At 68.9% G+C, this 23,926-nt stretch carries 21 protein-coding genes; 13 read left to right on the top strand and 8 right to left on the bottom strand.

Features of this window, described 5'->3' with window-relative positions:
• Nucleotides 1-25: 25 nt before the first annotated feature.
• Nucleotides 26-1,324: a serine/threonine-protein kinase gene (locus tag TsocGM_RS08670; protein WP_126724911.1), complete on the bottom strand. Its 1,299-nt coding sequence runs from the start codon at nucleotides 1,322-1,324 to the stop codon at nucleotides 26-28.
• A gap of 519 nt (nucleotides 1,325-1,843) precedes the next feature.
• Here TsocGM_RS08670 and TsocGM_RS08665 point away from each other — a divergent pair.
• The 3 genes from TsocGM_RS08665 to gnd all read left to right on the top strand — a co-directional run bounded on the left by TsocGM_RS08665 (nucleotide 1,844) and on the right by gnd (nucleotide 5,736).
• Nucleotides 1,844-2,746: an HAD family hydrolase gene (locus tag TsocGM_RS08665; protein ID WP_126724910.1), complete on the top strand. Its 903-nt coding sequence runs from the start codon at nucleotides 1,844-1,846 to the stop codon at nucleotides 2,744-2,746.
• A 125-nt stretch (nucleotides 2,747-2,871) separates the two neighbouring features.
• Complete coding sequence (locus TsocGM_RS08660) at nucleotides 2,872-4,164, top strand: diphosphate--fructose-6-phosphate 1-phosphotransferase (protein ID WP_126724909.1); 1,293 nt, start codon at nucleotides 2,872-2,874, stop codon at nucleotides 4,162-4,164.
• 108 nt (nucleotides 4,165-4,272) lie between these two features.
• Nucleotides 4,273-5,736 carry a decarboxylating NADP(+)-dependent phosphogluconate dehydrogenase gene (gene gnd, locus TsocGM_RS08655; protein WP_126724908.1) on the top strand — a complete coding sequence of 488 codons (1,464 nt, stop codon included), beginning with the start codon at nucleotides 4,273-4,275 and terminating at the stop codon, nucleotides 5,734-5,736.
• Nucleotides 5,737-6,049: 313 nt separating this feature from the next.
• On the opposite strand, the gene TsocGM_RS08650 is transcribed toward gnd, so the two are convergent.
• The 3 genes from TsocGM_RS08650 to TsocGM_RS08640 form a co-directional block, all read right to left on the bottom strand.
• Nucleotides 6,050-6,412 (bottom strand): hypothetical protein, encoded by a 363-nt coding sequence (locus TsocGM_RS08650; RefSeq protein ID WP_126724907.1) that lies wholly within the window; start codon nucleotides 6,410-6,412, stop codon nucleotides 6,050-6,052.
• 212 nt (nucleotides 6,413-6,624) lie between these two features.
• Nucleotides 6,625-6,966, bottom strand: a complete 342-nt coding sequence (locus TsocGM_RS08645) for a hypothetical protein (RefSeq protein WP_126724906.1) — start codon at nucleotides 6,964-6,966, stop codon at nucleotides 6,625-6,627.
• Between the two features lie 355 nt (nucleotides 6,967-7,321).
• A complete protein-coding gene (locus TsocGM_RS08640; protein WP_126724905.1) occupies nucleotides 7,322-9,760 on the bottom strand; it encodes a DNA topoisomerase 3 in 2,439 nt (812 codons plus the stop codon).
• Between the two features lie 278 nt (nucleotides 9,761-10,038).
• Here TsocGM_RS08640 and TsocGM_RS08635 point away from each other — a divergent pair, with 278 nt between their 5' ends.
• A complete protein-coding gene (locus TsocGM_RS08635) occupies nucleotides 10,039-10,911 on the top strand; it encodes a sugar phosphate isomerase/epimerase family protein (RefSeq protein ID WP_126724904.1) in 873 nt (290 codons plus the stop codon).
• Between the two features lie 73 nt (nucleotides 10,912-10,984).
• On the opposite strand, the gene TsocGM_RS08630 is transcribed toward TsocGM_RS08635, so the two are convergent.
• Nucleotides 10,985-11,521, bottom strand: a complete 537-nt coding sequence (locus tag TsocGM_RS08630; RefSeq protein ID WP_126724903.1) for a glycine cleavage system protein R — start codon at nucleotides 11,519-11,521, stop codon at nucleotides 10,985-10,987.
• Nucleotides 11,522-11,913: 392 nt separating this feature from the next.
• On the opposite strand from TsocGM_RS08630, the gene TsocGM_RS08625 reads away from it, so the two are divergent.
• From TsocGM_RS08625 to TsocGM_RS08610, 4 genes are all read left to right on the top strand, one after another.
• On the top strand, nucleotides 11,914-12,999 hold the full coding sequence (locus TsocGM_RS08625) for an isochorismatase family protein (RefSeq protein ID WP_126724902.1): 1,086 nt from the start codon (nucleotides 11,914-11,916) through the stop codon (nucleotides 12,997-12,999).
• A 16-nt stretch (nucleotides 13,000-13,015) separates the two neighbouring features.
• On the top strand, nucleotides 13,016-14,011 hold the full coding sequence (locus TsocGM_RS08620; RefSeq protein ID WP_126724901.1) for a polysaccharide deacetylase family protein: 996 nt from the start codon (nucleotides 13,016-13,018) through the stop codon (nucleotides 14,009-14,011).
• Nucleotides 14,012-14,031: 20 nt separating this feature from the next.
• Nucleotides 14,032-14,352 carry a cupin domain-containing protein gene (locus TsocGM_RS08615; protein ID WP_126724900.1) on the top strand — a complete coding sequence of 107 codons (321 nt, stop codon included), beginning with the start codon at nucleotides 14,032-14,034 and terminating at the stop codon, nucleotides 14,350-14,352.
• 88 nt (nucleotides 14,353-14,440) lie between these two features.
• Nucleotides 14,441-15,280 (top strand): TatD family hydrolase, encoded by an 840-nt coding sequence (locus TsocGM_RS08610; RefSeq protein ID WP_126724899.1) that lies wholly within the window; start codon nucleotides 14,441-14,443, stop codon nucleotides 15,278-15,280.
• Between the two features lie 143 nt (nucleotides 15,281-15,423).
• Here the strand turns inward: TsocGM_RS08610 and TsocGM_RS08605 are convergent, their stop codons facing one another.
• The 3 genes from TsocGM_RS08605 to TsocGM_RS08595 all read right to left on the bottom strand — a co-directional run bounded on the left by TsocGM_RS08605 (nucleotide 15,424) and on the right by TsocGM_RS08595 (nucleotide 18,791).
• Nucleotides 15,424-16,704 (bottom strand): alkaline phosphatase family protein, encoded by a 1,281-nt coding sequence (locus TsocGM_RS08605; protein ID WP_158633442.1) that lies wholly within the window; start codon nucleotides 16,702-16,704, stop codon nucleotides 15,424-15,426.
• Between the two features lie 186 nt (nucleotides 16,705-16,890).
• A complete protein-coding gene (locus tag TsocGM_RS08600) occupies nucleotides 16,891-17,796 on the bottom strand; it encodes a UbiA family prenyltransferase (RefSeq protein WP_126724897.1) in 906 nt (301 codons plus the stop codon).
• Nucleotides 17,797-17,936: 140 nt separating this feature from the next.
• Nucleotides 17,937-18,791: a sugar phosphate isomerase/epimerase family protein gene (locus TsocGM_RS08595; protein ID WP_126724896.1), complete on the bottom strand. Its 855-nt coding sequence runs from the start codon at nucleotides 18,789-18,791 to the stop codon at nucleotides 17,937-17,939.
• A gap of 209 nt (nucleotides 18,792-19,000) precedes the next feature.
• Here TsocGM_RS08595 and gltX point away from each other — a divergent pair, with 209 nt between their 5' ends.
• From gltX to recA, 5 genes are all read left to right on the top strand, one after another.
• Entirely contained in the window at nucleotides 19,001-20,551 is a 1,551-nt protein-coding gene (gene gltX, locus TsocGM_RS08590) for a glutamate--tRNA ligase (protein ID WP_126724895.1), read from the top strand.
• Nucleotides 20,552-20,603: 52 nt separating this feature from the next.
• Nucleotides 20,604-21,050 carry a hypothetical protein gene (locus tag TsocGM_RS08585; protein WP_126724894.1) on the top strand — a complete coding sequence of 149 codons (447 nt, stop codon included), beginning with the start codon at nucleotides 20,604-20,606 and terminating at the stop codon, nucleotides 21,048-21,050.
• 42 nt (nucleotides 21,051-21,092) lie between these two features.
• A complete protein-coding gene (locus tag TsocGM_RS08580; protein ID WP_126724893.1) occupies nucleotides 21,093-22,070 on the top strand; it encodes a carbohydrate kinase family protein in 978 nt (325 codons plus the stop codon).
• A gap of 44 nt (nucleotides 22,071-22,114) precedes the next feature.
• Nucleotides 22,115-22,699 (top strand): RNA 2',3'-cyclic phosphodiesterase, encoded by a 585-nt coding sequence (gene thpR / locus TsocGM_RS08575; protein ID WP_158633441.1) that lies wholly within the window; start codon nucleotides 22,115-22,117, stop codon nucleotides 22,697-22,699.
• A gap of 81 nt (nucleotides 22,700-22,780) precedes the next feature.
• The gene (gene recA / locus TsocGM_RS08570) at nucleotides 22,781-23,890 is read left to right on the top strand and encodes a recombinase RecA (protein ID WP_126724891.1); all 1,110 of its coding nucleotides are present in this window, start codon (nucleotides 22,781-22,783) and stop codon (nucleotides 23,888-23,890) included.
• Nucleotides 23,891-23,926: the final 36 nt, after the last annotated feature.

The following is a 23,926-nucleotide window of genomic DNA, read 5'->3' as shown; positions in this document are numbered from 1 at the left end:
CCCCGGGGCCGAGGCCCTCGGTCGATCACGCCGCCGAGAAGATCATCCAGCCGGCGGCGATCCCCGCGGCGAAGGCCGCCCCGAGGAACCCCAGGATGAGGGCGAAGGCGCCGGCCGGCGAACGCTCCGCGAGGTTGGCGATCGGCTGGAACCACGAGGGGTACTTCGGCCGGACGTGGACGTACTTGATCTGGGGAGGAGGAGGGACCGGGGAGGGGGCCGGGCGGGGAACGGCCGGGGCCCCATCGGGGGCCTGGGGCCCGGCGAGCCGGGAGGGGGCCGGCGCGAAGATGGATCGAAGAGCCTCGGCCGCCTCGGCGGCGGTCTGGTAGCGATCGCTCGGGCGATTGGCAAGCAGGCGGTCCATCACCTCCAGCAGCTTTGGGGGCACGTCCGGCTTCACCCCGCTGACGGGGGCGTACTTGCCCGAAATCCGGGCCCCCAGCCGCTCGACTGGCGAGTTCCCCGGGAACGGCAAGCGGCCGGTCAGCAGGTGATACACCGTGCAGCCCAGGCTGAACAGGTCGCTCCTCGGGTCGACCTCTCGCCCGCATGCCTGTTCCGGAGACATGTAATCAATCGTCCCCACCGCCACGCCGTCGGCGGTCGCAAAGGAGGCGTGCTCATCGGCCTCCATCAGCGTGGCGAGGCCCAGGTCGAGCACCTTGATCGTGCCGTCGTCGCCGAGCAGGAGGTTTGACGGTTTAATGTCTCGGTGGATGATGCCCCGCTCGTGGGCGTGCTGCAAGCCGAGGGCCGCCTGGGCGGCGTAGTCGACCAGCTCCTTGGGGGGAATCACCCCCCGGGTCTTCAGCCGCTGGCCGAGGCTATCCCCCCGGACGTACTCCATGGCGATGTAGAGGATGCCGCGGTCCTTGTCGGCGTCGAAGGCTCGGACGACGTTGGGGTGGTCCAGCTTGCCGACCATCCGCATCTCGCGCTGGAAGCGGGCGACGACACGCTCGTTGTTGCTAATCTCCGGCGCGATAATCTTCAAGGCGGAGACGCGGCCCATCATCCGGTGCTTGGCCATGTAGACCCGGCCCATCGAGCCGGAGCCGAGCTTCTCCAGAATGATGTAGCGGCCGATGATCAGCCCGCCGGGTCGGTTGCTCAGCAGCCGACGGGCCTGATACTCGGTCAGGATCCGATCCTTGACCAGTTGCCGGGCCAGCTCGATCGGGTCCACCGGATACTCGCCGGCCAGGACCCGGGAGCGGATTTCCCCCAGCCTGGCCTCGGAGAGGATGCCCGCTCGCTTCAGCGCGGCCATCAGGTCGGGCGGGGATTCGCTCTCGGGCTTCGGCCGGTCGCTGGTCGCCATGGCTCGGGATCCCCCGGGGTCATCGTCGATCGGCCCGCCACAATCGTCCCCAAGCGTCGTGTCGACCATAACATACAACGCAACGTGGCACAATCGTCTCCGGATTCTCGATTCAAGCTCGCGAGGTGCTCAGGTTTGGCTTGACCGCTGGATGACCACCGCGATTCGGCCAACGCGAGGAAGCTCCGGCTCGGCAATTGGTGGGACGACCTCCTCCGACCCGGCGACTGGCAAGCGCTGGGGACCCGGGCCGACGGCGGGGCGATCCGGGAGGCATCGGCCCTCGGATCGTGAGAACCGGAGGTCCATCCCGAGCGCTGGAACCGCACCGAGGACTTGTTCCGAGGCGGATCGATCGAGTAAAACCACTGGCACGAGCCCAGCCGGAATCACCCCGCCCTCGCCGGGCGCGCGGGGATCCGGCCTCGCGTCTCTTGTCGGACGATCGGGGTCCGCAGGCCCTCGGAGCGCGATCGAACGCTCGCCCGCCGTACCGATCCGAGTTGAGAGAGAGCCCCCATGTCGGTCGCCTCCGACCCCCAGGCCGCCCTGCGGTCGTTCGCCAAGACCGCGGACTTCTTCGTCGGCATCGACAGCGACGGTTGCGTGTTTGACACGATGGAGGTGAAGCACAAGGAGTGCTTCATCCCCAATATCATCCGGTACTTGGGGCTTGCCGCCATCTCCAAGTATGCCCGGGAGGCGGCCGAGTTCGTGAACCTCTACTCGAAACATCGCGGGATCAATCGCTTCCCGGCGCTGGTGGAGACGCTCGACCTGCTCGAACACCGGCCGGAGGTTTCGCGACGGGGGGTCGCCATCCCCCGCCTCCAGGGGCTCCGGGACTGGATCGGCCGGGAGACGAAGCTGGGCAACCCCGTGCTCAAGGCCGAGGTCGAGCGCACCGGGGATCCCGACCTGGCGCTTTGCCTGGAGTGGAGCGAGGCGGTCAACCGCACCGTGGGGGAGATCGTCCACAACGTCCCTCCCTTCCCGATGGTCCGGGAGTCGCTCGAGGCGCTCCGGGGGAAGGCGGACGTGATGGTCGTCTCCGCCACGCCGACCGAGGCGCTGACCCGGGAATGGGTCGAGCACAAGATCGACGGCCATGTCGGCCTGATCGCCGGCCAGGAGCTGGGATCGAAGAAGGAGCACCTGGCGCTGGCGGCGGTCGGGCGGTATGAGCCGCATCGGATCCTGATGGTCGGAGACGCCCCGGGGGACCGTAAGGCCGCCGAGGCCAACGGGGTCCTGTTCTATCCGATCAACCCGGGCGCCGAGGACCAGTCGTGGCAGCGCTTCCACGACGAGGCCCTCCCCCGGTTCTTCGAGGGCTCCTACGCCGGGGAGTACATGGCCTCCCGGATCGCCGAGTTCGAGGCCCTGCTCCCCGAGCGTCCCCCCTGGGAAACCGCCCCCTGACGCGGACCGGAACCGGGGGGCCGGGCCGGCCCTCCCCTCGCGACGGCATCGCACAACCTTCCTCCTGGGATCGCCCGACCGATCCCCGTCCCCGGCGGGGAGCCTCCCCGCCCCCGAGGTGACCCATGCCCGCGCCCAACGTCGTCGTGGCCCAGTCCGGCGGCCCGACCTGCGTGATCAACAACAGCCTCAGGGGCATCGTTGAGACCTGCCTCCGGATGCCCGACCGGTTCGGAACCGTCTTCGCCGGCCGGTTCGGGATCGAGGGGATTCTGAAGGAAGAGCTAATCGACCTGTCGGCCACCCCGGCCGAGGAGATCGCGCTGCTGCGGACCTCCCCCGCAGCCGGCGGCATCGGCACTTGCCGCTACAAGCTCAAGCCGGGCCAGGACGAGGACTTCGCCCGGGTGGTCGACGTGCTCAAGGCGCATCGTGTCGGCTATTTCTTCTACATCGGCGGGAACGACTCCCAGGACACCGCCCACAAGGTCGCCCAGCTCGCCCACGACAAGGGGCTCGATCTGGTTGCCACCGGGGTCCCCAAGACGATCGACAACGACCTCGGCGACGAGGAATTCACGCTGCTGGACCACTCCCCCGGCTACGGCTCCGTGGCCCGGTACATGGCGCAGTACATCCGGCAGGTGAACGAGGAGAACTTCGGCTCCTCCCCCGCCGACCCGGTCATGGTCATCCAGGCGATGGGCCGCAAGATCGGCTTCATCCCCGCCGCCGCCCGCCTGGCCGACCCGGACCGGGCGATGCCGCTGCAGATCTACATGGCCGAATCGGGAGTGAGCCTCGAACAGCTGGGCCAGAACGTGATCGAGGCCTTGCGAGAGCGCCGGCGCTGCATCGTCGTCGTCTCCGAGGGATTCGACGTCGGCGACCTGGGGGCCTCGCGCGACACCTTCGGCCACGTCCAGTTCAGCGCCAGCCAGACGACCGTGGCCCAGGTGGTGACCAACTACATCAACTCCCTGGACCTGCCCGTCCCGGGCAAGGCCCGCTTCCAGATCCCCGGCACCGACCAGCGAAACGCCATCGCCTACGCCAGCGTCGTCGATCTGGACGAAGCCTACCGAGTCGGCTGCCACGCGGTCGCGATCGCCCGGGAGGAGGGCAACGGCTTCATGGCCACGATCCTCCGGGACCGCTCCCGGGGAGGCTACAGCGTCTCCTACGACAAGGTGCCGCTGGAGAAGGTCGCCGCCAAGGACCGATCGTTCCCCGAGCGCTGGATCGCCCCGAACCGGATCGACGTGACCGACGAGTTCGTCGAGTACGCTCGCCCGCTCATCGGCAGCGACTGGGTAAGCGTTCCCCAGGTCGACGGCCTGGCTCGGTTCGCCCGGATCACACAGCAGCTCGCCCCGAAGGCGCTGCCGGAGTACGTCCCCCAGACGTACCGCCGCTGATCGCTCCCCGCTCCACCCGCCCGACCCTCGGGCGCCCGGCCCGGCCTCGAGCAGAGCCGGACCCGCCCGATCCTCCAAGACCCGATCGATCGAGAACGGAACGACCCGATGGCCACTCCCACCGCCGACATCGGCCTCATCGGCCTGGCCGTGATGGGCGAGAACCTCGTCCTCAACATGGAGGACCACGGGTTCACCGTGGCCGTGTTCAACCGAACCACCTCCCGGGTCGACGAGTTCCTCGCCGGCCGAGCCAAGGGGAAGAAAATCGTCGGCTGCCACAGCGTCGAGGAGCTCGTTGCCAGCCTGAAGCGACCGCGCAAGATCATGATCATGGTCAAGGCCGGCTCGGCCGTGGACGCGGTCATCGACCAGCTCGCTCCGCTGCTGGAGCCGGGCGATATCCTCATCGACGGCGGCAATACCCACCACCCCGACACGACCCGGCGCACTCGGGCCCTGAAGGAGAAGGGCCTGCTGTTCATCGGCACCGGCGTCTCGGGAGGAGAGGAGGGAGCCCTGCGCGGCCCCTCGATCATGCCCGGGGGCAACCCCGACGCCTGGCCTCACGTGAAGCCCATCTTCCAGGCCATCGCCGCCAAGGTCGACGGCAACGTCCCCTGCTGCGACTGGGTCGGGCCCGAGGGGGCCGGCCACTTCGTGAAGATGGTTCATAACGGCATCGAATATGGCGACATGCAGCTCATCTGCGAGGCGTACCATCTGCTGCACGCCCTGCTCGGCTTCGGCGCCGATGCGCTGCATGAGGTCTTCGACCGCTGGAACCGAGGCCCGCTGGACAGCTACCTGATCGAGATCACCCGGGACATCTTCGGCTACCGCGACCCTGAGTCCGGCCAGCCGATGGTCGACCTGATCCTCGACACCGCCGGCCAGAAGGGCACCGGCAAGTGGACCGTGATCTCCTCCGCCGAGCTGGGGGTGCCGCTGACGCTGATCGCGGAGGCCGTCTACGCCCGGTGCCTCTCCGCCCTGAAAGAGGAGCGCGTCCGGGCCTCGGGGATCCTCAAAGGGCCGGCCGTCGAGTCCTTCTCGGGGAACGTTCAGCAGTTCGTCGACGACGTGGAGATGGCCCTCTACGCCTCGAAGATCATCTCCTACGCCCAGGGCTTCGCCCTAATGCGGGCCATGGCCCGGGAGTCGGGCTGGACGATCGAGAACGGCAGCGTCGCCCTGATGTGGCGGGGAGGCTGCATCATCCGGAGCGCCTTCCTCGGCAAGATCAAGGAGGCGTTCGACCGCAACCCGGCGCTCGACAACCTCATGCTCGACCCCTACTTCCAGGGCGAGCTTGAACGCTCCCAGTCCGGCTGGCGTCGCGTGGCCTCGGTCGCCGTCTCGCACGGAATCCCCATTCCGGCCATGAGCTCGGCCCTGGCCTACTACGACGGCTACCGCTCCGACCGGCTGCCGACGAACCTCTTGCAGGCCCAGCGCGACTACTTCGGCGCCCACACCTACGAACGAACCGACCGCCCTCGCGGCGAGTTCTTCCACACCAACTGGACCGGCCGAGGCGGCACCACCGCATCGACCACCTACAACGCCTGAGCGCCGCTCGACCCCCGGGATCGCGATGCCGAAATCCCGGGTGATCGCCCCGGGGGAGTCCCTCAAGTCCTCGGCCGCCGAGTCGGTCGAGTCCCGCATCACATCGCATCGCCTCCCCTCCTCCCCGGAGATCGACCGCGAGAGATCGGAGAGACGGGTCGTCGCTCGGCGGAGCCGGGGGGTTCGTTGTCCCGGGGCGAAACTCGGGCCGGCCCCGTTCCTGGGCGAGGCCGGGCCGAGCGTTGCGGAGCGTGATCGCCACCGATCGGCCGAGCGGAGGGCTCCCTGGATCACGAAGCCCGCCGGCCGGCCCTCAGGTGGCGGAGCGATCCAGGGGGATCCGGACCCAACCGTCCGAGAGATCGAAGTCGCGGTGCAACGCCGCGTCACGGTCGATCGGCTCCCAGTGGATCGCGAAGGTCGACCGCACGAAGGCCACGCAGCTCGTCCCGGTCGAGGGCTTCTCCACCTCGCGGGCAGTCGTCGCGACCCGGGCCCGGTCGGCCGCGAGTCTCAACGCCTCGGGCGCATCGATCGCGCCGAAGAGCGCGACCAGCCCCAGGACTTCCGTCCCCGGCATCCGCCTCGAAGGCCGAGACGCAGGGCCTCCCGAATCTCCGAGCCGCTCGTCCCGCGCCTTGAACCCGAACCGGCGCAGGTACTTGTTCCATCGCATCGTCGTCTGCCTCCCCGTTCGAAGTCGCCGTCCCGTCCCCCTCGGATCGGGGGGAGGCTGGCGGCAGGTCCATCCGACTGGCGACTCGGACCGCCATCTCGCTCGTTGCGGGGGCGGCTCCGAGGCGCGGACAGCGAACCGGCTCACGACTTCGGCCGCCCTTGAGAGGCGTCTCGGGATCGCGAGTCGACCGACATCCTGCCGGCTCGGGGTTAACAGCGCAGGGACGCCGAACGATCGGGGAAGCGGCGACGACCGCCGGAGGTTCCGGCCCTCACCAGCCGGTCATCGACCGGGAGGAGGCAACCGATGCTCTCAACCAGGTGATCCGGGCGGTTGAGGACCTGGTCGGAGTTTTCCTCGCCCTCTTCCAGGATCGCCTCGAGCCCGATCTCGCCTAATCGGGGCACCAGAGCGGTGCGCTCGGGGGTGATCCGAGCGGCGGGGGAGTCCTCGGTCGCGGCCGGGATCAGCGGGGCCCGCTTCGCGACGGGGACGGCCGACGATCCGGGATCTGGAAACCAGACGGCCAGGAAGACGGCGAGGAGGGCCATGAAGGAACATCCATCAGATCGGCGATTGGCGTGCGACGTTGCCGATCAAGGCTCTTCGAAACATTATGGTCGATTCCCCTCGAAGTCAAGGCGATCAGGGGGCTCCCCTCACCGGGCCGGAGGCTCGATGCGACCGCCGTCCAACGGCAACTGATCCCGATTGTGGCGGAAGGCGGACGACGGGATCGACGGGAGGCCGGAGTCGCGTCGACCCCATCCATCCCACCTCCAGGAGTCAAGTCATCGACGATTCGGGAACTCCAGGATAGAAGAATCGGAACGGATCGTGCGGGCGGGGAATGCTCCGAGACGACTCGGGCCGAGGCCCGAGCCAGCCCGAACGACCCCGGCTGGATCAGGGGTCGAACGAGAAGCGGACCTCGCCCTCCTCGAGGACGAGCCGGGCCTCGAACGGCTTGCCGGCCTTCGACTTGAACCCTTTGAGCGTCGCGGTTCGCCCCTTGGTGAGGAGGGTGCGGGCCATCCGGGCGGTGATCCGCTTGCCGGACATGGCCTTCCAGATGGCGAAGGAACAGCCGTCCTTCCAGGCGCTGCAGCCCCAGGACTTCGGCTGCTCGACGACCTCGGAACCGCATCTCGGGCACGGCCCGACCGGAACGGCGGCGAACTGGGTCCCGGCGGCCTTCGCCCGACGGGCCGGGGCCCTGGCCCGGGCCGAGGCGTCGGAAGCGGGAGAGGCCCGCCGCTTCCCAGACGCCCGACGCGAGGAGGTTCCCGGAGAGCTCCCCCGGCTCCGCATCGGCCTTCCCTTGGGGAAGGGGATCGCCAGGACGTCGCCGGAGTCGGCGAGCCGGAGGACGACCTCTCCTCCGTCGGCGGTCGGGATGGGGGAGGAGAGGACCCGACGCTGGAGCAGCTCCCGGATCTGGTCGTCTTCGAGCCGGGTCCCCTCGACTTCCCTCCAGAGGACGAACGAGCAGCCGTCCTTCCAGCCGGAACAGCCGAATCCCCGCTTCCCCTCGATGACGGGAAGGCCGCAGCGAGGGCAGGGGCCAAGCTGGTCCCGGTCGAGCGGGGGGTCCCCCGATCCATCGACGATGGCCGAGGTGAAGCGGGCGATCTCCGCCATGAACCCCCGGGGATCGAGCCGGCCTCGTTCGATCTCTCGGAGCTTCGCTTCCCAGTCTCCGGTCAACTCGGCGGATTTGAGTTCCCGGGCCCGGACCCTGGCGATGAGAAACCGGCCGAGGTCGGTGGCCACCAGGTTCTTCTTCTCCCGGGCGATGTACCCTCGGGTGAGCAAGGTTTCGATGATCGATGCCCGGGTGGCCGGCGTGCCGAGCCCGCGCTCCTTGAGGGCCTCGCGCAGCGTCTCATCGTCGACGAGCCGGCCGGCGGTTTCCATCGCGGCCAGCAGCGTCGCCTCGGTGTAGGGCCGGGGAGGGGACGTCTCCCCGCGCCGGACGGCCGGCTCGTGCGGGCCCGACTCGCCGGGGAGAAGCTCCGGGAGGTCTTGCTCGTCCTCCTTCGCGTCCTCTCCGTTTCGGGGATACAAGGCCGTCCACCCGGGATCCAGCACGCGGACCCCTCGGGCCCGGAAGGGGACCTTGGCGGAGGAGCCGAGCACGGTCGTCACCTCCTTCTCGCAATGCGGGTAAAAGGCCGCGATTAGCCGCACGACGACGGCGTCGTACACCTTTTGGGCCGCCGGGTTCAACGAGCCGGGGGCCTTGCCGGTGGGGATGATCGCGTGGTGGTCGCCGACCTTCCCATCGTCGACGATCCGTCGGGTAAAGGCGAGGTTGCCAAGATCGAGCGCGGCCATCTCATCGGGCTTCCGCGGCCGAAGGTCGTCGAGGATGCCGGGGATCTTCCGCTTCAGGTCGTTGCTGAGATGGCGGGAGTCGGTTCTCGGGTAGCTGATCAGCTTCGCCTCGTAGAGCTGCTGAGCGGCCTGGAGGGTGGCATCGGCCGAGAGGCCGAAGCGGCGGTTCATGTCGCGTTGCAGCTCGGTCAGGTCGTAGAGCTGCGGCGGGAGAACGCGCTCTCGCTTGCGATCGACCTTGTCGACGACGAACGGCTGGCCGAGGACTCGGGAGAGCAGGGCCAGGGCCTCCTCCTCGGTCTTGAACCGTCCTCCGGTATGGGAGAAAAGGACTCCTCGGTATCGGGTCGTCAGCTCCCAGAACGGCTCGGGCCGAAAGGTGCGGATCTCCTCGTCTCGGCGGACGATCAGAGCGAGTACCGGAGTCTGGACCCGGCCGACGCTCCAAAGCACGCCGGTTGACCGCTGGCGGACGGTTTCGTAGCGGGTGGCGTTCAGGCCGACGAGCCAGTCGGCCTCGCTGCGGCACCGCGCCGCCTCGTAGAGGTGATCGTAGTCCGAGAGCGGCCGGAGCCGGGCGAATGCCTCCCGGATCGCCTCCCGAGTCAGTGAGCTGAGCCAGAGCCGGCGGGCGGGCTTGCGCGTCGTTCCGGTCAGCTCCAGGATGGATCGGGCGATCAGCTCCCCCTCCCTCCCGGCGTCGGTGGCGACGATGATCTCGTCGGCCTCCCGGAGCAGCCTCCGCACCACCGCCAGTTGCTTGCCCGCCCCCTTCTCGGTCATCGGCTTCAGCTCGAACCGCTCGGGGATGATCGGCAGGCGGTCGAGGGACCACGTCTTCAGGGTCGGGTCGTAATCCTCCGGCTCCATCAGGGTCGCCAGGTGCCCGAGCGCCCAGGTGACCTGGTGGCCGTTGCCTTCAAGGTAGCCTTCCCTCCGGCTCGAGGCGCCGAGGAACGCGGCAAGCTCCCGGGCGACCGACGGCTTCTCGGCGATCACGACGATCATCGGGCGCCCTCCGTCGCTGATGGTCCCCCTCCTCACCAAGTGTACACACGATCGCCGCCGGGAAGAAAGGGGACGCTCGACGCCGCGAGGGAGACGATCCGAGCGCGTCCCGCTTCCTCGGCCTCCTCGAGGTCGCCGAGGCGTCTCGGGAGGCGACCTCCCCGACGACCCGGTGGCATCAGGCCCCACTCCTCGGGACAATCGCCCCAGTCGGCCCCGCCTCTCCGGGACCGTCGGGGCGATTCCGCCCCCAAACCCCCGAACGGAGTGAACCGAGGATGAGCTGCAACGCGACGCGATACCGATGGCTGCTGGTGCCGGCGGTCGTTCTGGCGATGGCCCCGGCGGTAACCGCCCAGGTGGCGATCCCCGAGGAGTCGAAGATCGGCGGCTTCGCCATCGGCTGCCAGGCTTACACGTTCAACCGCTTCACCGCGTTCGAGGCGATCGAGAAGACGGCCCAGGCCGGCGGCAAGGTGATCGAGTTCTACCCCGGCCAGGCCCTCAGCCCCGATCGCCGAGACCTGACGGTCGGCCATGACGCTCCGGCGGAGGTGATCGACGCGCTGAAGTCAAAGCTCGATGAGCATGGCCTCCGGGCGGTGAACTACGGCGTCGTCGGCGTACCGAACGACGAGGCCGGCGCCCGCAAGGTCTTCGAGTTCGCCCGGGCGATGGGGCTGCGGGCGATCACGACCGAGTCGGTCGACGCGATCGACGTGCTCGAGCGCCTGGCCGAGGAGTACGGCATCGCCGTCGCCTTCCACAACCACCCAAGGAGGCCGGACGATCCGAGCTACAAGGTCTGGGACCCCAACTACATCGCCTCGCTCGTCGAGGGCCGGTCGCCGCTGCTGGGGGCCTGCGCCGACACGGGCCACTGGGCCCGATCGGGCCTGAAGCCGGTCGACTGCCTGAAGATCCTCAAGGGTCGGATCATCAGCTCACATCTCAAGGATCTGAACCGGATGGGCCCCGGGGCTCACGACGTCCCGTTCGGCACCGGAGTCTGCGACATCCCCGCCGTGCTCGACGAGCTGAAGGCGCAAGGGTTCGCCGGCAATCTCTCGATCGAGTACGAGCACGACTGGGAGAACAATGTGCCGGCGGTCGCCCAATGCATCGGCTTCGTCCGGGGCTACACCAAGTGACTTGACGCTCCGGAGCATGACTGGGAGCGGCCCGAGATCTCCTCCCTCTCGGGCGATCTCGGGCCCGCTCGGTTCAGTCCTCCGGGGCCGGGAAGACCCGGATCTCCAGGTTCATCTCGCGGCCGATGGCGGCGAGGCCCTCCTGCCAGGGGCGATCGGCTAGCTCGGGGGGGACGACCACCCGGGCCACCATGTTGAACAAAGGGGCGCCGCCGAAGGGGGCGGACGTCGTTTCGGTTTCCATCTCCTCGATGCTGATGCCTTGCTGGGACAGGTGCCGGGCCACGCGGTGGATGATCCCCTCGTCGTCGGCCCCCTCGACCTCGATCCGGAAGGGGAGCCAGTCCGGGCGCTCTCCGGGAAAGGGTCGCTGGGTGGCGGAGAGGGTGATCCGGTAGCCTTCCAGGAACAGCTCGTCGAGGCGGTGATCCAGGCCCGCGGACTGCTCCTCGGGCACCGAGACGAGCATCAGCACCGCGAACTCCCCGCCCAGCCGGGCCATCCGGCTGGCCTCGACGTTGCCCCCCAGCTCGAAGAGCAGGCGGGTCAGCTCCTCGACGAGGCCGATCCGGTCGGGGCCAGTCAGGGTGAGCACGAAATCCTTGGGCATGGGTCGGGTCCCTTCTCGACGCCAGGACGAATCGCACCGCTCCGGGAAGCACCGAGCTTACCCCGAGCCCTCCCCGGCGAGGAACGGCCGAGGCGTCGAAAGCACCCGGGCCAGCGCGGTCGGGCCGGTCGGGCCGACCCCGACGGCGACGGATCGTGGCACGGTGAAATCGACCGCGTTACGATCTGCCGAACCAAGCGCCTCGTCCAGGATCATCGACCATGACGCTCACTCGACGGTTTCCCCTGGGATGCGCCGGCGCCCTGGCTGGCCTGGCTCTGGGAGGAGTTGCCTCCCCGGGCCTCGGGCAGGGCTACCCCCCGGAGGAGGCCGCCCGGCGGATGACGACGGCCGATTCGACTCGGCCCCTCGGGACCATTCGGAGCCAACTCATGCGAATGACCACGATCCGGGCGGCGTGCGCGGTGCTCTCCTGCCTGGCCCCCGCCCTCGTCATCGCCGCGACGGACGACCCCTCGGGCGGAACTCGCCCCTACGAGAACCGACTGACCCCCATCCCCGACCCCGCTCCCATCCTGGCCGACCACCCCGAGTTCGTCGCCCCGATTACCGAGACGGCCCGCTTCGAGGCTCCCATCCTGGTCGACGACCCCGGCGCCGACCTGGACGTCCGGGCCTGGCGGTTCTCGTACAACGCCCGGGGAATCATCGAGGTTCCGAACCGCCTCCGGGCGGACCGGACGGCGATCGTCGTCGTCCACCCCTGGGGGATCGACGACGGCCAGGGCTGGACCACCCCCGAGCCCGCCGGGGCCGCCTTCCAGTGCACGCCGGTCAAGAACGGCATCGTCCTCGATCACGCGAGCGAGGTCGTTGATCCGTTCCTGAGATCCCTGCGCGACCGCGTCGGGCTGGTCGTCTACAGCCTGCCCGGCACGGAGGACCCGATCCGAGGGAAGCTCTACCGATCGATCCGGAGGACCCCGACCCCCGAGGAGCGGGCCGAGGGCCGGCTTGAGCTCGAGGCGAAGCTCCGCTCCTTCTCCTACCGGGGCGGGGCGCTGCCGGCCGTGATCGAGGTTTCGACCGAGACGCCCACCATCGGCTATCTCGGGCGATTCCCGGGGCTCGACGCCGGCCCGGCCTTCGACCCTCCCGGGTTCTGGAAGCTGCCGATCCCGGTCATGTCCCCGATCGCCGTCCACCCCGAGGACGTGGTCGCCTACGACGGCGAGGGCTACGGGCCGCTCCGAGACTTCCTCAAGGCGAACGGCATCCGCCACGTCCTGCTCGCCGGCTATAACACGGACATGTGCGTCTGCTCGACCACCGCCGGGTACGAGAATCTCCGGCAAGACTTCGACGTCTTCCTCGTGGGGGATGCCACCATCGCCACCTTCCCCGCCAACCCGAGGCCGAGCCTGGCGACCAACGCCGCCGTCTCGTTCGCCGCCCTCGATTTGTTCATCACCCAGGTCTCCTGGATCCGGCCCCGCCCCGATCCCCAGGCCGACTGAATACGGAAGCCCCCCGATGCCCGGACGCCCCCTCGACCGCCGGCGCTTCCTGACCTCCGCCGCCGTCCTCTGCGCTCCTGGCGTCCTGGCCCGGACCCCGCCGCTCCCGGAGCAAGGCAAGGCACTCATCACCATCTCGCTCGACCTGGAGATGAGCCGCCAGTACCCGACCCGGGACCAGTTCCACTGGGACTACGAGAAGGGGAACCTGGACGCCGACACGAAACGATACGCCGCCGAGGCCGCTCGCCGCGTCTCGAGCCGGGGAGGCCGGATCCACTTCTTCGCCCTCGGCCGGACGATGGAGCAGGAAGACGTCGGCTGGCTGGCGGAGATCGCCGAGGCGGGACATCCGATCGGGAACCACTCGTACGACCACGTGAACGTCCTCGCGACCGATCCGGGGTCGATCCAGTTCCGGTTCGAGCGAGCACCCTGGCTGATCGAGGGGAAGTCGCCCTCGGAGGTGATCGCCGAGAACGTCCGGCTGGCCGACCGCGCCTTGCGCGTCCGCCTCGGGATCGAGCCGGCCGGCTTCCGGACCCCCGGCGGATTCCATTCCGGACTGGCCGACCGCCCCGACGTTCAGCGAATGCTCCTCGACCTCGGATATCGCTGGGTGAGCAGCAAGTACCCCCGCCACCCCTCGACCGAGCCGGGCACGCCCCCCGGCGACGACGTCCTCGACGCGATCGTCACGGCCCAGGCCGAGGCGCAGCCGTACGTCTACCCGACCGGGCTGGTCGAGGTGCCGATGAGCCCGATCAGCGACGTGGGGGCCTTCCGGACGAGCCGATGGCCGCTCGACGCCTTTCTCGAATCGATCCGGCGCTGCGTCTCGTGGGCGATCGACCACGGGGCGGCCTTCGACTTCCTCGGGCACCCGTCTTGCTTGCTCGTCGAGGACCCCGAGTTCCGCGCGATCGAGCTGATCTGCGACCTCGTCTCCCGAGCGATGGACCGGGCCGAGCTCGTCGACCTGGGGACAATCGCCGCCCGAGCCCCGGGCTGATCGGGCAGGAGAAGCGACCGATGGGAGCCACGTTCACCTTCCTTGCCGACCTCCTCCAGGAGGCCGAACCGCCGGCCGACGGCATCCTCAGCCGGACGATCCACCAGGATGAGCGGTCGAAGTTCGTCCTCTTCGGCTTCGGCCCCGGCCAGGAGCCCTCCGAGCACACCGCGACGATGCCCGCCGCCTTGCGGTTCCTCTCCGGCCGGGCGACGGTTCGGCTCGGCATCGCGTCGAAGGAGGCGGGGCCAGGCACCTTCGTCCACATGCCCGCCGGGCTCGCCCACGCCATCCGGGCCGAGGAACCGACCGTGATGCTCCTCGTCCTCTTCAAGGGATGACCCGAGGGGAACCGGCGTGATCGGCCGACCAGCCCGGGCTAGAATGGGACGATCGGCCCCGTCCCCAGTCCCGGTCCAGAGGTGCGTCATGGACTACATCGACCCGCACATCCACATGGTCAGCCGGACCACCGATGACTACAAGCGGATGGCCCTGGCCGGTTGCGTCCTCGTCAGCGAGCCTGCCTTCTGGGCGGGGTTCGACCGCTCGGGGCCGGAGGGGTTCCGGGACTACTTCCGCCAGCTCACCGGCTTCGAGCGGAGGCGATCGCTGGCGCACGGGATCGAGCACCGGACCTGGCTCTGCATCAACGCCAAGGAAGCCGAGGACGTCGAGCTCGCCCGAGCCGTGATCGCGATGATCCCCGAGTTCATCGACAACCCCGAGGTGCTCGGGATCGGCGAGATCGGCCTGAACAAGAACACGGCGAACGAGGCGACCGTCTTCCTCGAGCACCTGGAACTCGCGGCGAAGCTGGACGAACTGGTGCTGGTCCACACACCGCACCTGGTCGACAAGTACAAGGGGACCCGGATGATCCTGGACATGGTCCGGGAGTACCGCGACGCGATCGCGCCGGAGCGGGTCTGCATCGATCACGTCGAGGAGCATACGATCCGGGCCGCGCTCGATGCCGGCCACTGGGTCGGCATGACCCTCTACCCCACAACCAAGTGCACTCCCGCCCGAGCCGCCGACATGATCGAGGCGTATGGCACCGAGCGGATCCTCGTCAACTCGGCCGGCGACTGGGGCCACAGCGACCCCCTCGCCGTCCCCGAGTTCATCTTCGAGATGCGCGCCCGGGGCCACGACGAGGCCACCATCAAGACCATCGTCTACGACAATCCGCTCGCCTTCTTCTCCCAGTGCCCGAGGTTCTCCTACTCGCCCCGGCCCACCTCCGAGGAACCGTCGGCGGTGTGACCTCGGACTCGGACTGGGCGAGGAGCAAGGACGCTCCTCGATCCCCCGTCCCAGAGCCGGAGCCCGGCGCTCTCGGAGGATCGATCGGTTGGGAGGAGCGGCCGGGGTCGTCTCGATCCCGGTCGCCGTCACCGAGGAGGGGTTCAGGTTGTCCGAAGCAGGTCGAGGATGACTCGGACAACCTCCGCGCTATCCACGGGCTGCTCCCCGTCCTGGGAGAGCCGGCCGCACTCGGAACAGATCAGGACACCGATATACAAGTCGTTCGGAGGAGGTGCGCCGAGGGAGCCTCGAACGTGGTCCGGGTCGAGGCTCGAGCCGGAGCCGGTGCCGACCGGCAGGGCCGACTCGGTCTCGACCTCGGGGCGTCCCCCGGTCGCGTCCCACCAGTCGGGGGCAAACCAGGAGTCGGGGCAGGAGACGAGCACGATGTCGCCGGCTCGGGGGTGATCCAGGCCGAGCAGCCGGCGTTGCTCGTCGGTAGAGACGACGAGGAAGACCCCCTCGCTCCGCTCCCCGGCGAAGACGGCCGAGATCAGGCCGGCGGCGGCCGGGTCGTTGAGGTAGATGTGGCAGAGCTGGTGGTCGGCCAGGGCGAAGGCGGCGGATTCGTCGAGGTCCACACCAAGGCCGCCGGAGGGCAGGGGGACCGTCTCCAGCAGGCTCAGCTCCCGAAGCACTCGGTTCGGATAGACCGGATCGATCACCGGGGTGACGATCGACTCCGAGACCGCCACGACCGCCGAGTCCTCCGGGAGGGACCGCAGGAACTCCCGGAGCAGGCCGTCGAGCGCTGGGACCGCTTGGCCGGCGTGCCGGCCGTCGGGGCCGAAGCGGCGGGCAACCTGGCCGAGATACGGCACCCGGACGATCGCCAGGTCGGGCCGCTCCTCTCGGATCGTTTCCGCCGCGCTCCGGAGGATCCAGGAGGTCGAGGACAGATAGGGCAGGGGGGCGTCGTCCGGCTCTCCTTCCTGGGGAAAGGGACCGAACCGGGAGACCAGCCGCCCTCCCAGCCCCTCGGGAGCCGTGGCCAGCGCTCCCGGTCCCTCCAGCCAGGCATCCAGGTCGACCTCGGCCCCCCGGGAATTCGGGGCGAACCAGAGGAGCACCCGGGCGCCGGGGCGGGCCTCCCGGGCGAGGTGCCAGAGCTTCCGGCCGTCCACGACGGAATCGGGCAGGGGGGCGGTCATGACCCGCCGCGACTGGCGATCGAAGTAGGTGTTCCCGATCAGCCCGTGTTCCCGGGGAGGCAGGCCGGTCATGAGCGACGCGAAGGCCGAGGCCGCCAGTCCAGGGAACGGCGGAATGACCGGGATCATCGCCCCCTTTGACGATAGCCGTTCCAGTGACCCGAGCCCCCCGGGCGTCACGTCCCGGCACCGGAGCTGGGGAATCGTCAGCAGCACAACGGTTCGGGGCATCGGTCCCTCGGCCTCGATCACAGCCCGCATCCGCCCCCACCTCGCCAACACTCGAGTCGAGGCGCGGGTCCGAAGATAGCCTCCCGCACTCTCATTATGGACGACGACCGGGAGGAGCTTCACCCGCCCCCGAGCGAATTCCGGGCCAGGAGAGAGCGCCTCGCGGCCTCAACCCTCCGCCGCTCGTCAGGTTGAGTCGATCCATCGGGCCGCGATCGCCGAGGGAAGCCACAGCACCGCCACCGCCATCGCCTCGACCGGGCCTCGCACGCAGGCCACCACCCCCACGTGCAACCAGATCAGGGAGAGGACACCGGCCTTGACCGCCCGCTGGAGCGTCTCCGGCCGGGGATCCCAGACCGCCCTCCCGCTCTCCCGGGCGACCCGCCCCGCGGCCAGGAGCAGGACGATCAGGCCAGGCAGCGCCGGGAGGATTCCTCCCTGGGGGTGGAGCCCGGGATCGGCCCGGCCGGCGAGCCCCGCCCCGGCGAGCATCCCCACCCCGAGCCCCTGGAGCACGATCCCCGCGGCCGGAGCGGCCCGGCGGCCGACCTCCGTCTCAAATCGGCTGATCCAGGTCACGCCCACGATGAAGACCGCGATGCCGACCGCCACCGCCCAGGCCGCCGGCCCCCCGAAGCCGGGCGCAAGGCTCATCCCCAGCAGCACGTTCAGCCCTCGGCAGGCCCCCATCAGCTCGGGTCCCAGCACTGATCGGCGGATGCCCGCATCATACGAGACGACGCTCACGACCAGCACCAGCGCGACGACGGCCGGGGTCATCCCCGAAACCGACGCCGAGGCCAGCCCGGCCCCCAGCAGGACCGCCGAGAGCACCTTCGCGAACCGCACCGAGACCCGTCCCGAGGGCAAGGGGCGTCCGGGGCGCTCGATCCGGTCGAGCTCCAGGTCGAAGACGTCGTTCAGCGCGATCCCCGCCGCGTAGATCGCCATCGAGGCGACCGCCAGGGGGAGCCAGCGACCGACATCCGCCAGCGCTCCCCCGACGATCAGGAAGCCGCTCAGGCTGTCGGCCGCGGCGGTGAAGACGTTGGGGAGGCGGACGAGTTGCAGATACGGCTTCAGTCGCATGGGAAGGGGCCGGGCAGGGGAGGTCGTCCGAACTCCGAAGGCCAACGGCCCCCGGAGGGCCGATCGGCCGGCGATCGAGGGCCGTCATCCGTCGGCAAGGGACCGAGGCTCGACACTCAACCGTTGAGCGACGAGGAGGATCAGACCTCGGATCGAGCCGAGACGAGCGGACGCAACCGATCGAGGGCCGCTCGGGCGGCGGCGTCGGGGTCGTCGACGAAGGGATAGAGCTCAACCGTGACCCAGCCGTCGTAGCCGGTCCCCCGGATCGCCTCAAAGACCTCCCCGAAGTCGATAACGCCGGTCCCGGGGACGAGGTGGTGGTGGACCCTCGTCTCGGCGATGTCCTCGACGTGGTAATGCCGCGTCAGGGGAGCGAGCTTGGCGATCTGGACGGGCAGATCCTCTCCCATGCAGAAGGCATGACCGACGTCGAAGTTCAGGCCCAGGGCCGGCGATCCCACCCGATCGGCCACTTCGAGATACTGGTCGGTCGTCTCCAGCAAGAGCCCCGGCTCGGGCTCGATCAGCAGCAGCACCCCCCGATCGGCGGCGTGATCGGCCAGCGGCTTGAGCACCTCGACGAACAGGTCGATCGCCTCCTGACGAGACTGCCCCGGGGCGATCGGCCCTCCCGGCTCGGTGGTGATGTGCGGCGCTCCCAACTCGGCGCAGAGGTCGAGCGCCCTGCGGGTATGGTCGATTCGGACGCGCCGGTAGCCTTCGTCGGGCTCGATGAACGAGGGATGCCAGTACGGCTGCCGGTAGTCGGCAATGGCGTTCATCATGAACGCGTTGACGTTGGAGAAGCGGAGCCCGTTGCGTTCCATGGCCGACCGGATCGACCGCTTGGGCCCGTCCAGAAGCCCGGCGGGCCAGGCGTGGGGAACGTCGGCCATCAGCTCCAGCCCCTCGTAACCGATCGCGGCGATCCGATCGGCGGCCTCCTCGAACGGGAAGCGCATGTAGGCGTTGGTGCTGAAGGCCAGTCGCATCGGAGCCTCGTGCGGTCGGGCGGTGGGTGTTGGATGGCGGGGGACGGGAGGAGCGCCATTATGGCCTCGGGGCGAGGGCTCGGCAACAACTGGGTGAGGGCTCGGTCGCGGTTGACAAGGCGACGGCCGCAACCCTAAGTTGGTGCCTACCTTCGTCGCGTTGACGATCCCCAGCCTTGTTCCGATCCCGCAGCGCAGCACGGCCCTCCATGAGCGTCCGGACCCGATTCGCTCCCAGCCCGACCGGCTTCCTTCACATCGGAGGGGTCCGCACGGCCCTGTTCAACTGGCTGCTCGCCCGGCACCACGGCGGCCGGTTCATCCTCCGGATCGACGACACGGACCAGCAGCGTCACGTCGATCGGGCCGTCTCGCTCATCCTCGACGGCTTCCGCTGGCTGGGCATGGACTGGGACGAAGGTCCCGAGGTCGGCGGCGAGCACGGGCCGTACTTCCAGTCGCAACGCGGCCAGCTCTATCAGGACGCCGTCCAGAAGCTCATGGCCGCCGGCGTCGTGTACCGAGACTACTCCACCGAGGCCGAACGCGCCGCCGACAAGGCCGCCGCCGAGGCCGAGAAGCGGGCCTATCGCTTCCGCCGCAAGCCCCTGACGAACGCCCAGCTCTCCCAGTACGAGGCCGAGGGCCGCCCCTTCGCCCTCCGCTTCGAGGTCCCCCCCGGCCGCACGCTGGTCCTCGACGACCAGATCAAGGGCCGCGTCGAGATGAAAACCGACGAGGTGTCCGACTTCGTCATCGTCCGTCCCGACGGCTCTCCACTGTACAACTTCGCGTCGGTCGTCGACGACGCGGAGATGCGGATCACCCACGTCGTCCGGGCCGAGGAGCACCTCTCGAACACCTTCCCCCAGCTCCTCCTCTTCGAGGCGCTCGGCTACCCGCTGCCAACCTTCGCCCACGTCCCCTATGTGGCCGCCCCCGGGTCGAAGAAGAAACTGTCGAAGCGAGACGGCGCCGTCGGGCTGCACGAGTTCATCAACGACGGCTATCTGCCGGAGGGGATGCTCAACTACCTCGCCCGCCTCGGCTGGAGTTACGATGATTCCTCCGAGATCTTCTCGAAAGCCGAGCTGATCGAGAAGTTCACGCTCGACCGCGTGAACAGCTCTCCCGCCAGCCACGACCCCGACAAGCTCTACTGGATCCAGGGCGAGTGGATGAAGACCGCCGACCTCGACCGCAAGGTCCGGCTCACCGCCCCTTACATCCATCACGCCGACGCCTGGACCGCCTACGATCGCGGCCGCAAGGACCGCAAGGAGTACCCGGCGTCGGCCGAGGACCAGGAGATCCTCCCCTTCCTGCGGGAACCCGCCGAAGTCTCCGACGCGGAGGCCGACCGCTTCAAGGCCGTCATCGAGGCGCTCGGCGACCGGCTCAAGCTCGCCTCCGACATCGTCAAGCTCGCGCGCTACTTCTTTACCGAGGAGCTGACCTACGATCCCGACGCGGTGAAGAAGCGGCTGAAGAAGGAGGGGGTCCCCGAGATCCTCGCCGACATCGAGGCGCTGCTCGCCGAGGTCGAGCCGTTCGACTTGGCAACGCTGGAGGACCGGATCAAGTCCTACGCCGAGTCCCGGGGGGAGGGGATCGGCAAGGTGGTCAACGCCGTCCGAGTGGCCACGACCGGCCAGGGAGTCGGCCCCGGTCTGTACGATTGCCTGGTGATCCTGGGCCGGGAGTCCTGCATCCGGAGGATCGCGCAGACCCGAAGGATGCTCGCCGAGTCCTCATCGTGAGAGTGAGTCACCGCCCCCGAGGCCGATCCGGCCCCAGGCCGCGAGGCGACCGATGCGAAGCCGATGGGTTCTCCCGCTCGCCCTCCTCTTCGTTCTGATCGCCCTGGAGTCGGGTCTTCGGATCTGGCGAGGGCCTCGGGTCCAGGTCGTCATTGAGAATCGAACCGGCCATCCGATCCGTGCCCTGTCGGTCGGAACTCCTGATCGCCAGCGCTCGGTCCCGACCCTGGCCGACGGCGGCCGGCTGACGCTCGACGCCCTCGCCTCGGAGGAGGCTCCTCTCCTCGTCTCCTACCGAGATTCGGAAGGTCGGCCCCAATCCCTCGAACTCTCATCGTTCGAGGGGAAGCGGCTCCTCGACGAGGGCCTTCGCCTCGGCGTCGTCCTCCTGCCCGACGGGCTCGTTGCGGATGAGAACGAGGACAGCCCCACCCCCTCCGCCGGGCTCAAGCGATGGCTCGCCAACGTGTCCCCTGTCATCCAACCGTTCCCGTTCTGACCGCTCCGCTCCGACACGACGCCCCGAGGAATTCCGGATCCCATGCGAACGTTCGTCACCGGGTCGATCGCCTACGACTACATCATGGTCTTCCCCGGGAAGTTCCGGGAACATATTCTCCCGGAGAAGATGCACGTCCTGAGCGTGTCCTTCCTGGTGGACTCCCTGAAGCGCCAGCGCGGCGGCACCGGGGCGAATATCGCGTTCAACCTCGCTCTGCTGGGGAACCGCCCCGTGCTCGTCGGCGCCGTCGGCGAGGACTTCGGCGAGTACCGCCAGTGGCTGGAGCGGCACGGCGTCGACCTCTCCGGCATCCGTCCGATTTCCGGCGAGTTCACCTCCTCCTGCTTCATCAACAACGACTTGCAGGATAACCAGATCACCGCCTTCTACCCCGGGGCGATGTCGCACGCCGCCTCGGTCTCCCCGGTCGACGTGGGGGCCTCGCCGCGGGACCTCGTCGTCATCGCCCCGAACGACCCGAAGGCGATGGCTCGATACGCCGCCGAGTGCACCGAGCGCGGCATCCCCTACCTGTATGACCCCTCGATGCAGCTCCCCCGCATGTCCAAGGAGGAGTTCGAGGAAGGCTGCAAGGGGGCCAAGATCCTCATCGGGAACGACTACGAGTTCGGCATGATGGCCGAGAAGCTCGGCGTCGCCGAAGGGGAGCTGCACGACCGAGTGCCGATCACCGTCGTCACCCGAGGAGAGGCCGGCGCCACCATCGTGGCCGACGGCACGACCTACGAGATCCCAGCCGCCAAGCCCGAGCAGGTCGTCGACCCCACCGGCGCCGGCGACGCCTTCCGAGCCGGGCTCATCACCGGGATGGCCCGTGGTTTCTCCTGGGAAACCGCCGGAAGAATCGCCGCACTGGCGGCCGTCCATGCCGTCGAGCGCATGGGGCCGCAAGAACACTCCTACACGATCGAGCAGTTCGTGCAACGCTATCGGGCCAACTTCGGCCCGTCCGACGAGGTCGACGCCCTACTCGACGGCCACGCCGTCTCGGGGTGATCCCGATTCAGGCCCCTCCCGGATCGAGGCGACCGATGGCCGGCATGACCCGAGCATTCATCGCCGTCGCCCTTCCCGAGCCGACTCGGCTCGCCCTCGAACGCCTGCAAGGCGCGCTTCGGGGCGAGCTGCCCGGCCTCTCATGGACCTCCTCGGCTCAGCTCCACCTCACGATCGCCTTCCTCGGCGACGTGCCCACCCGCGACCTCGACCAGATCGGCGACGCTCTGGTCAAGGAGCTCTCCGGCGTGCACCCCTTCGAGATTCTTGTCCAGGGCCTCGGCGCCTTCCCCTCTCCCCGACGCGCCCGGGTCCTCTGGGCAGGAGTCATCGGCGAGTTCCTCCCCCACCTCGACGGCCTCCGCCGGGCCGTCGTCCGGGCCGCCAGCAGCGCCGGCCACCCCCCCGCCGACGATCGCTTCCATCCCCACGTCACCCTCGCTCGGGCGAAGCCCGGCCGAGGCCCGAGCCCCGATCTGGAGACGATCTGCTCCCGCCATCGCGATTGGAAGGCCGGCCCGCTGCCAGTCGCTTCGGCCGAGTTGATGGCCTCGGTGCTCACCCCGAGAGGGCCGAACCACACCGTCCTGAGATCGGCGGGGCTGGGCCCGACCGGATCATCGCCTTGACTCCGCCCTCGGCAATGCGTTAGACTAGTGTGCTTGCGTACAGGAACGAGGCCCGAAGTGGTCCCGAGGGGAGGCGTTGCCGTGGCCCGGAAGTCGAGTGCGAGTGCGGCGGCGGAGACGAAGGCGTCGTCGGCATCCGCCGAGCAGAAGGCGCTGAACACCACGCTCAGCCAGATTGAGAAGACCTTCGGCGCCGGCGCGATCATGAAGCTGGGCGAGCAGAGCCACCTGAATGTCGAGGGGATCTCGACCGGGGCCCTGTCGCTCGACCTCGCCCTGGGGGGCAAGGGCCTGCCGCGCGGCCGAATCATCGAGCTGTTCGGGCCGGAGTCGAGCGGCAAGACAACAATCGCCCTGCACAGCGTGGCCAGCGCCCAGAAGGAGGGAGGGGTCGCGGCGGTGATCGACGCCGAGCACGCGCTCGACCCGTCGTGGTGCAAGAAGCTGGGCGTCGACATTGAGAACCTGCTGATCAACCAGCCCAGTTCGGCCGAGGAGGCGTTGCAGGTCGCCGAGATGCTGGTCATGTCCAACGCCCTGGACGTGATCGTGGTCGACTCGGTCGCCGCCCTCGTGCCCAAGGCCGAGATCGAGGGGGAGATCGGCGACAGTTTCGTTGGCGTCCAGGCCCGGTTGATGAGCCAGGCGCTCCGGAAGCTGACGGGGGCCGTCTCGCGGTCGAAGTGCGTCCTGATCTTCATCAACCAGATCCGGGAGAAGATCGGCGTCATGTTCGGCAGCCCCGAGACGACGCCGGGGGGCCGGGCGTTGAAGTTCTACAGCTCCTGCCGAATCGACGTCCGCCGGATCGGCTCGGTGAAGGACGGCGAGGACGTCGTCGGCAGCCGAGTGAAGGTGAAGGTGGTCAAGAACAAGGTGGCCCCCCCCTTCCGCGTCTGCGAGTTCGACATGATGTACGACCACGGCATCAGTCGAGAGGGGGACCTGATGGACCTGGCGATCGCCGACAAGATCGTCGAGAAGTCCGGCTCCTGGTTCAACTACGGCGACATCCGGCTCGGCCAGGGGCGTGAGAACGCCAAGCAGTTCCTCCGGGATAATCCGCTGCTGGCCGACGAGATCACCGCGAAGATCCTGGCCAAGCGTGGCGCCGGGGACGATCACTTCGCCTCCGTTGGCAGCAACGGAGAGCTGGCCGACGAGGAGGAGGACGCGTTCGAGGACAGTTGATCGGCCCTTTGCCGGGCGCCCTCGTCATCGGGCGAG

This window comes from Tautonia sociabilis (genome assembly GCF_003977685.1).
Taxonomy (GTDB): domain Bacteria; phylum Planctomycetota; class Planctomycetia; order Isosphaerales; family Isosphaeraceae; genus Tautonia; species Tautonia sociabilis.
This window is presented reverse-complemented; position numbering and strand designations above follow the sequence as displayed.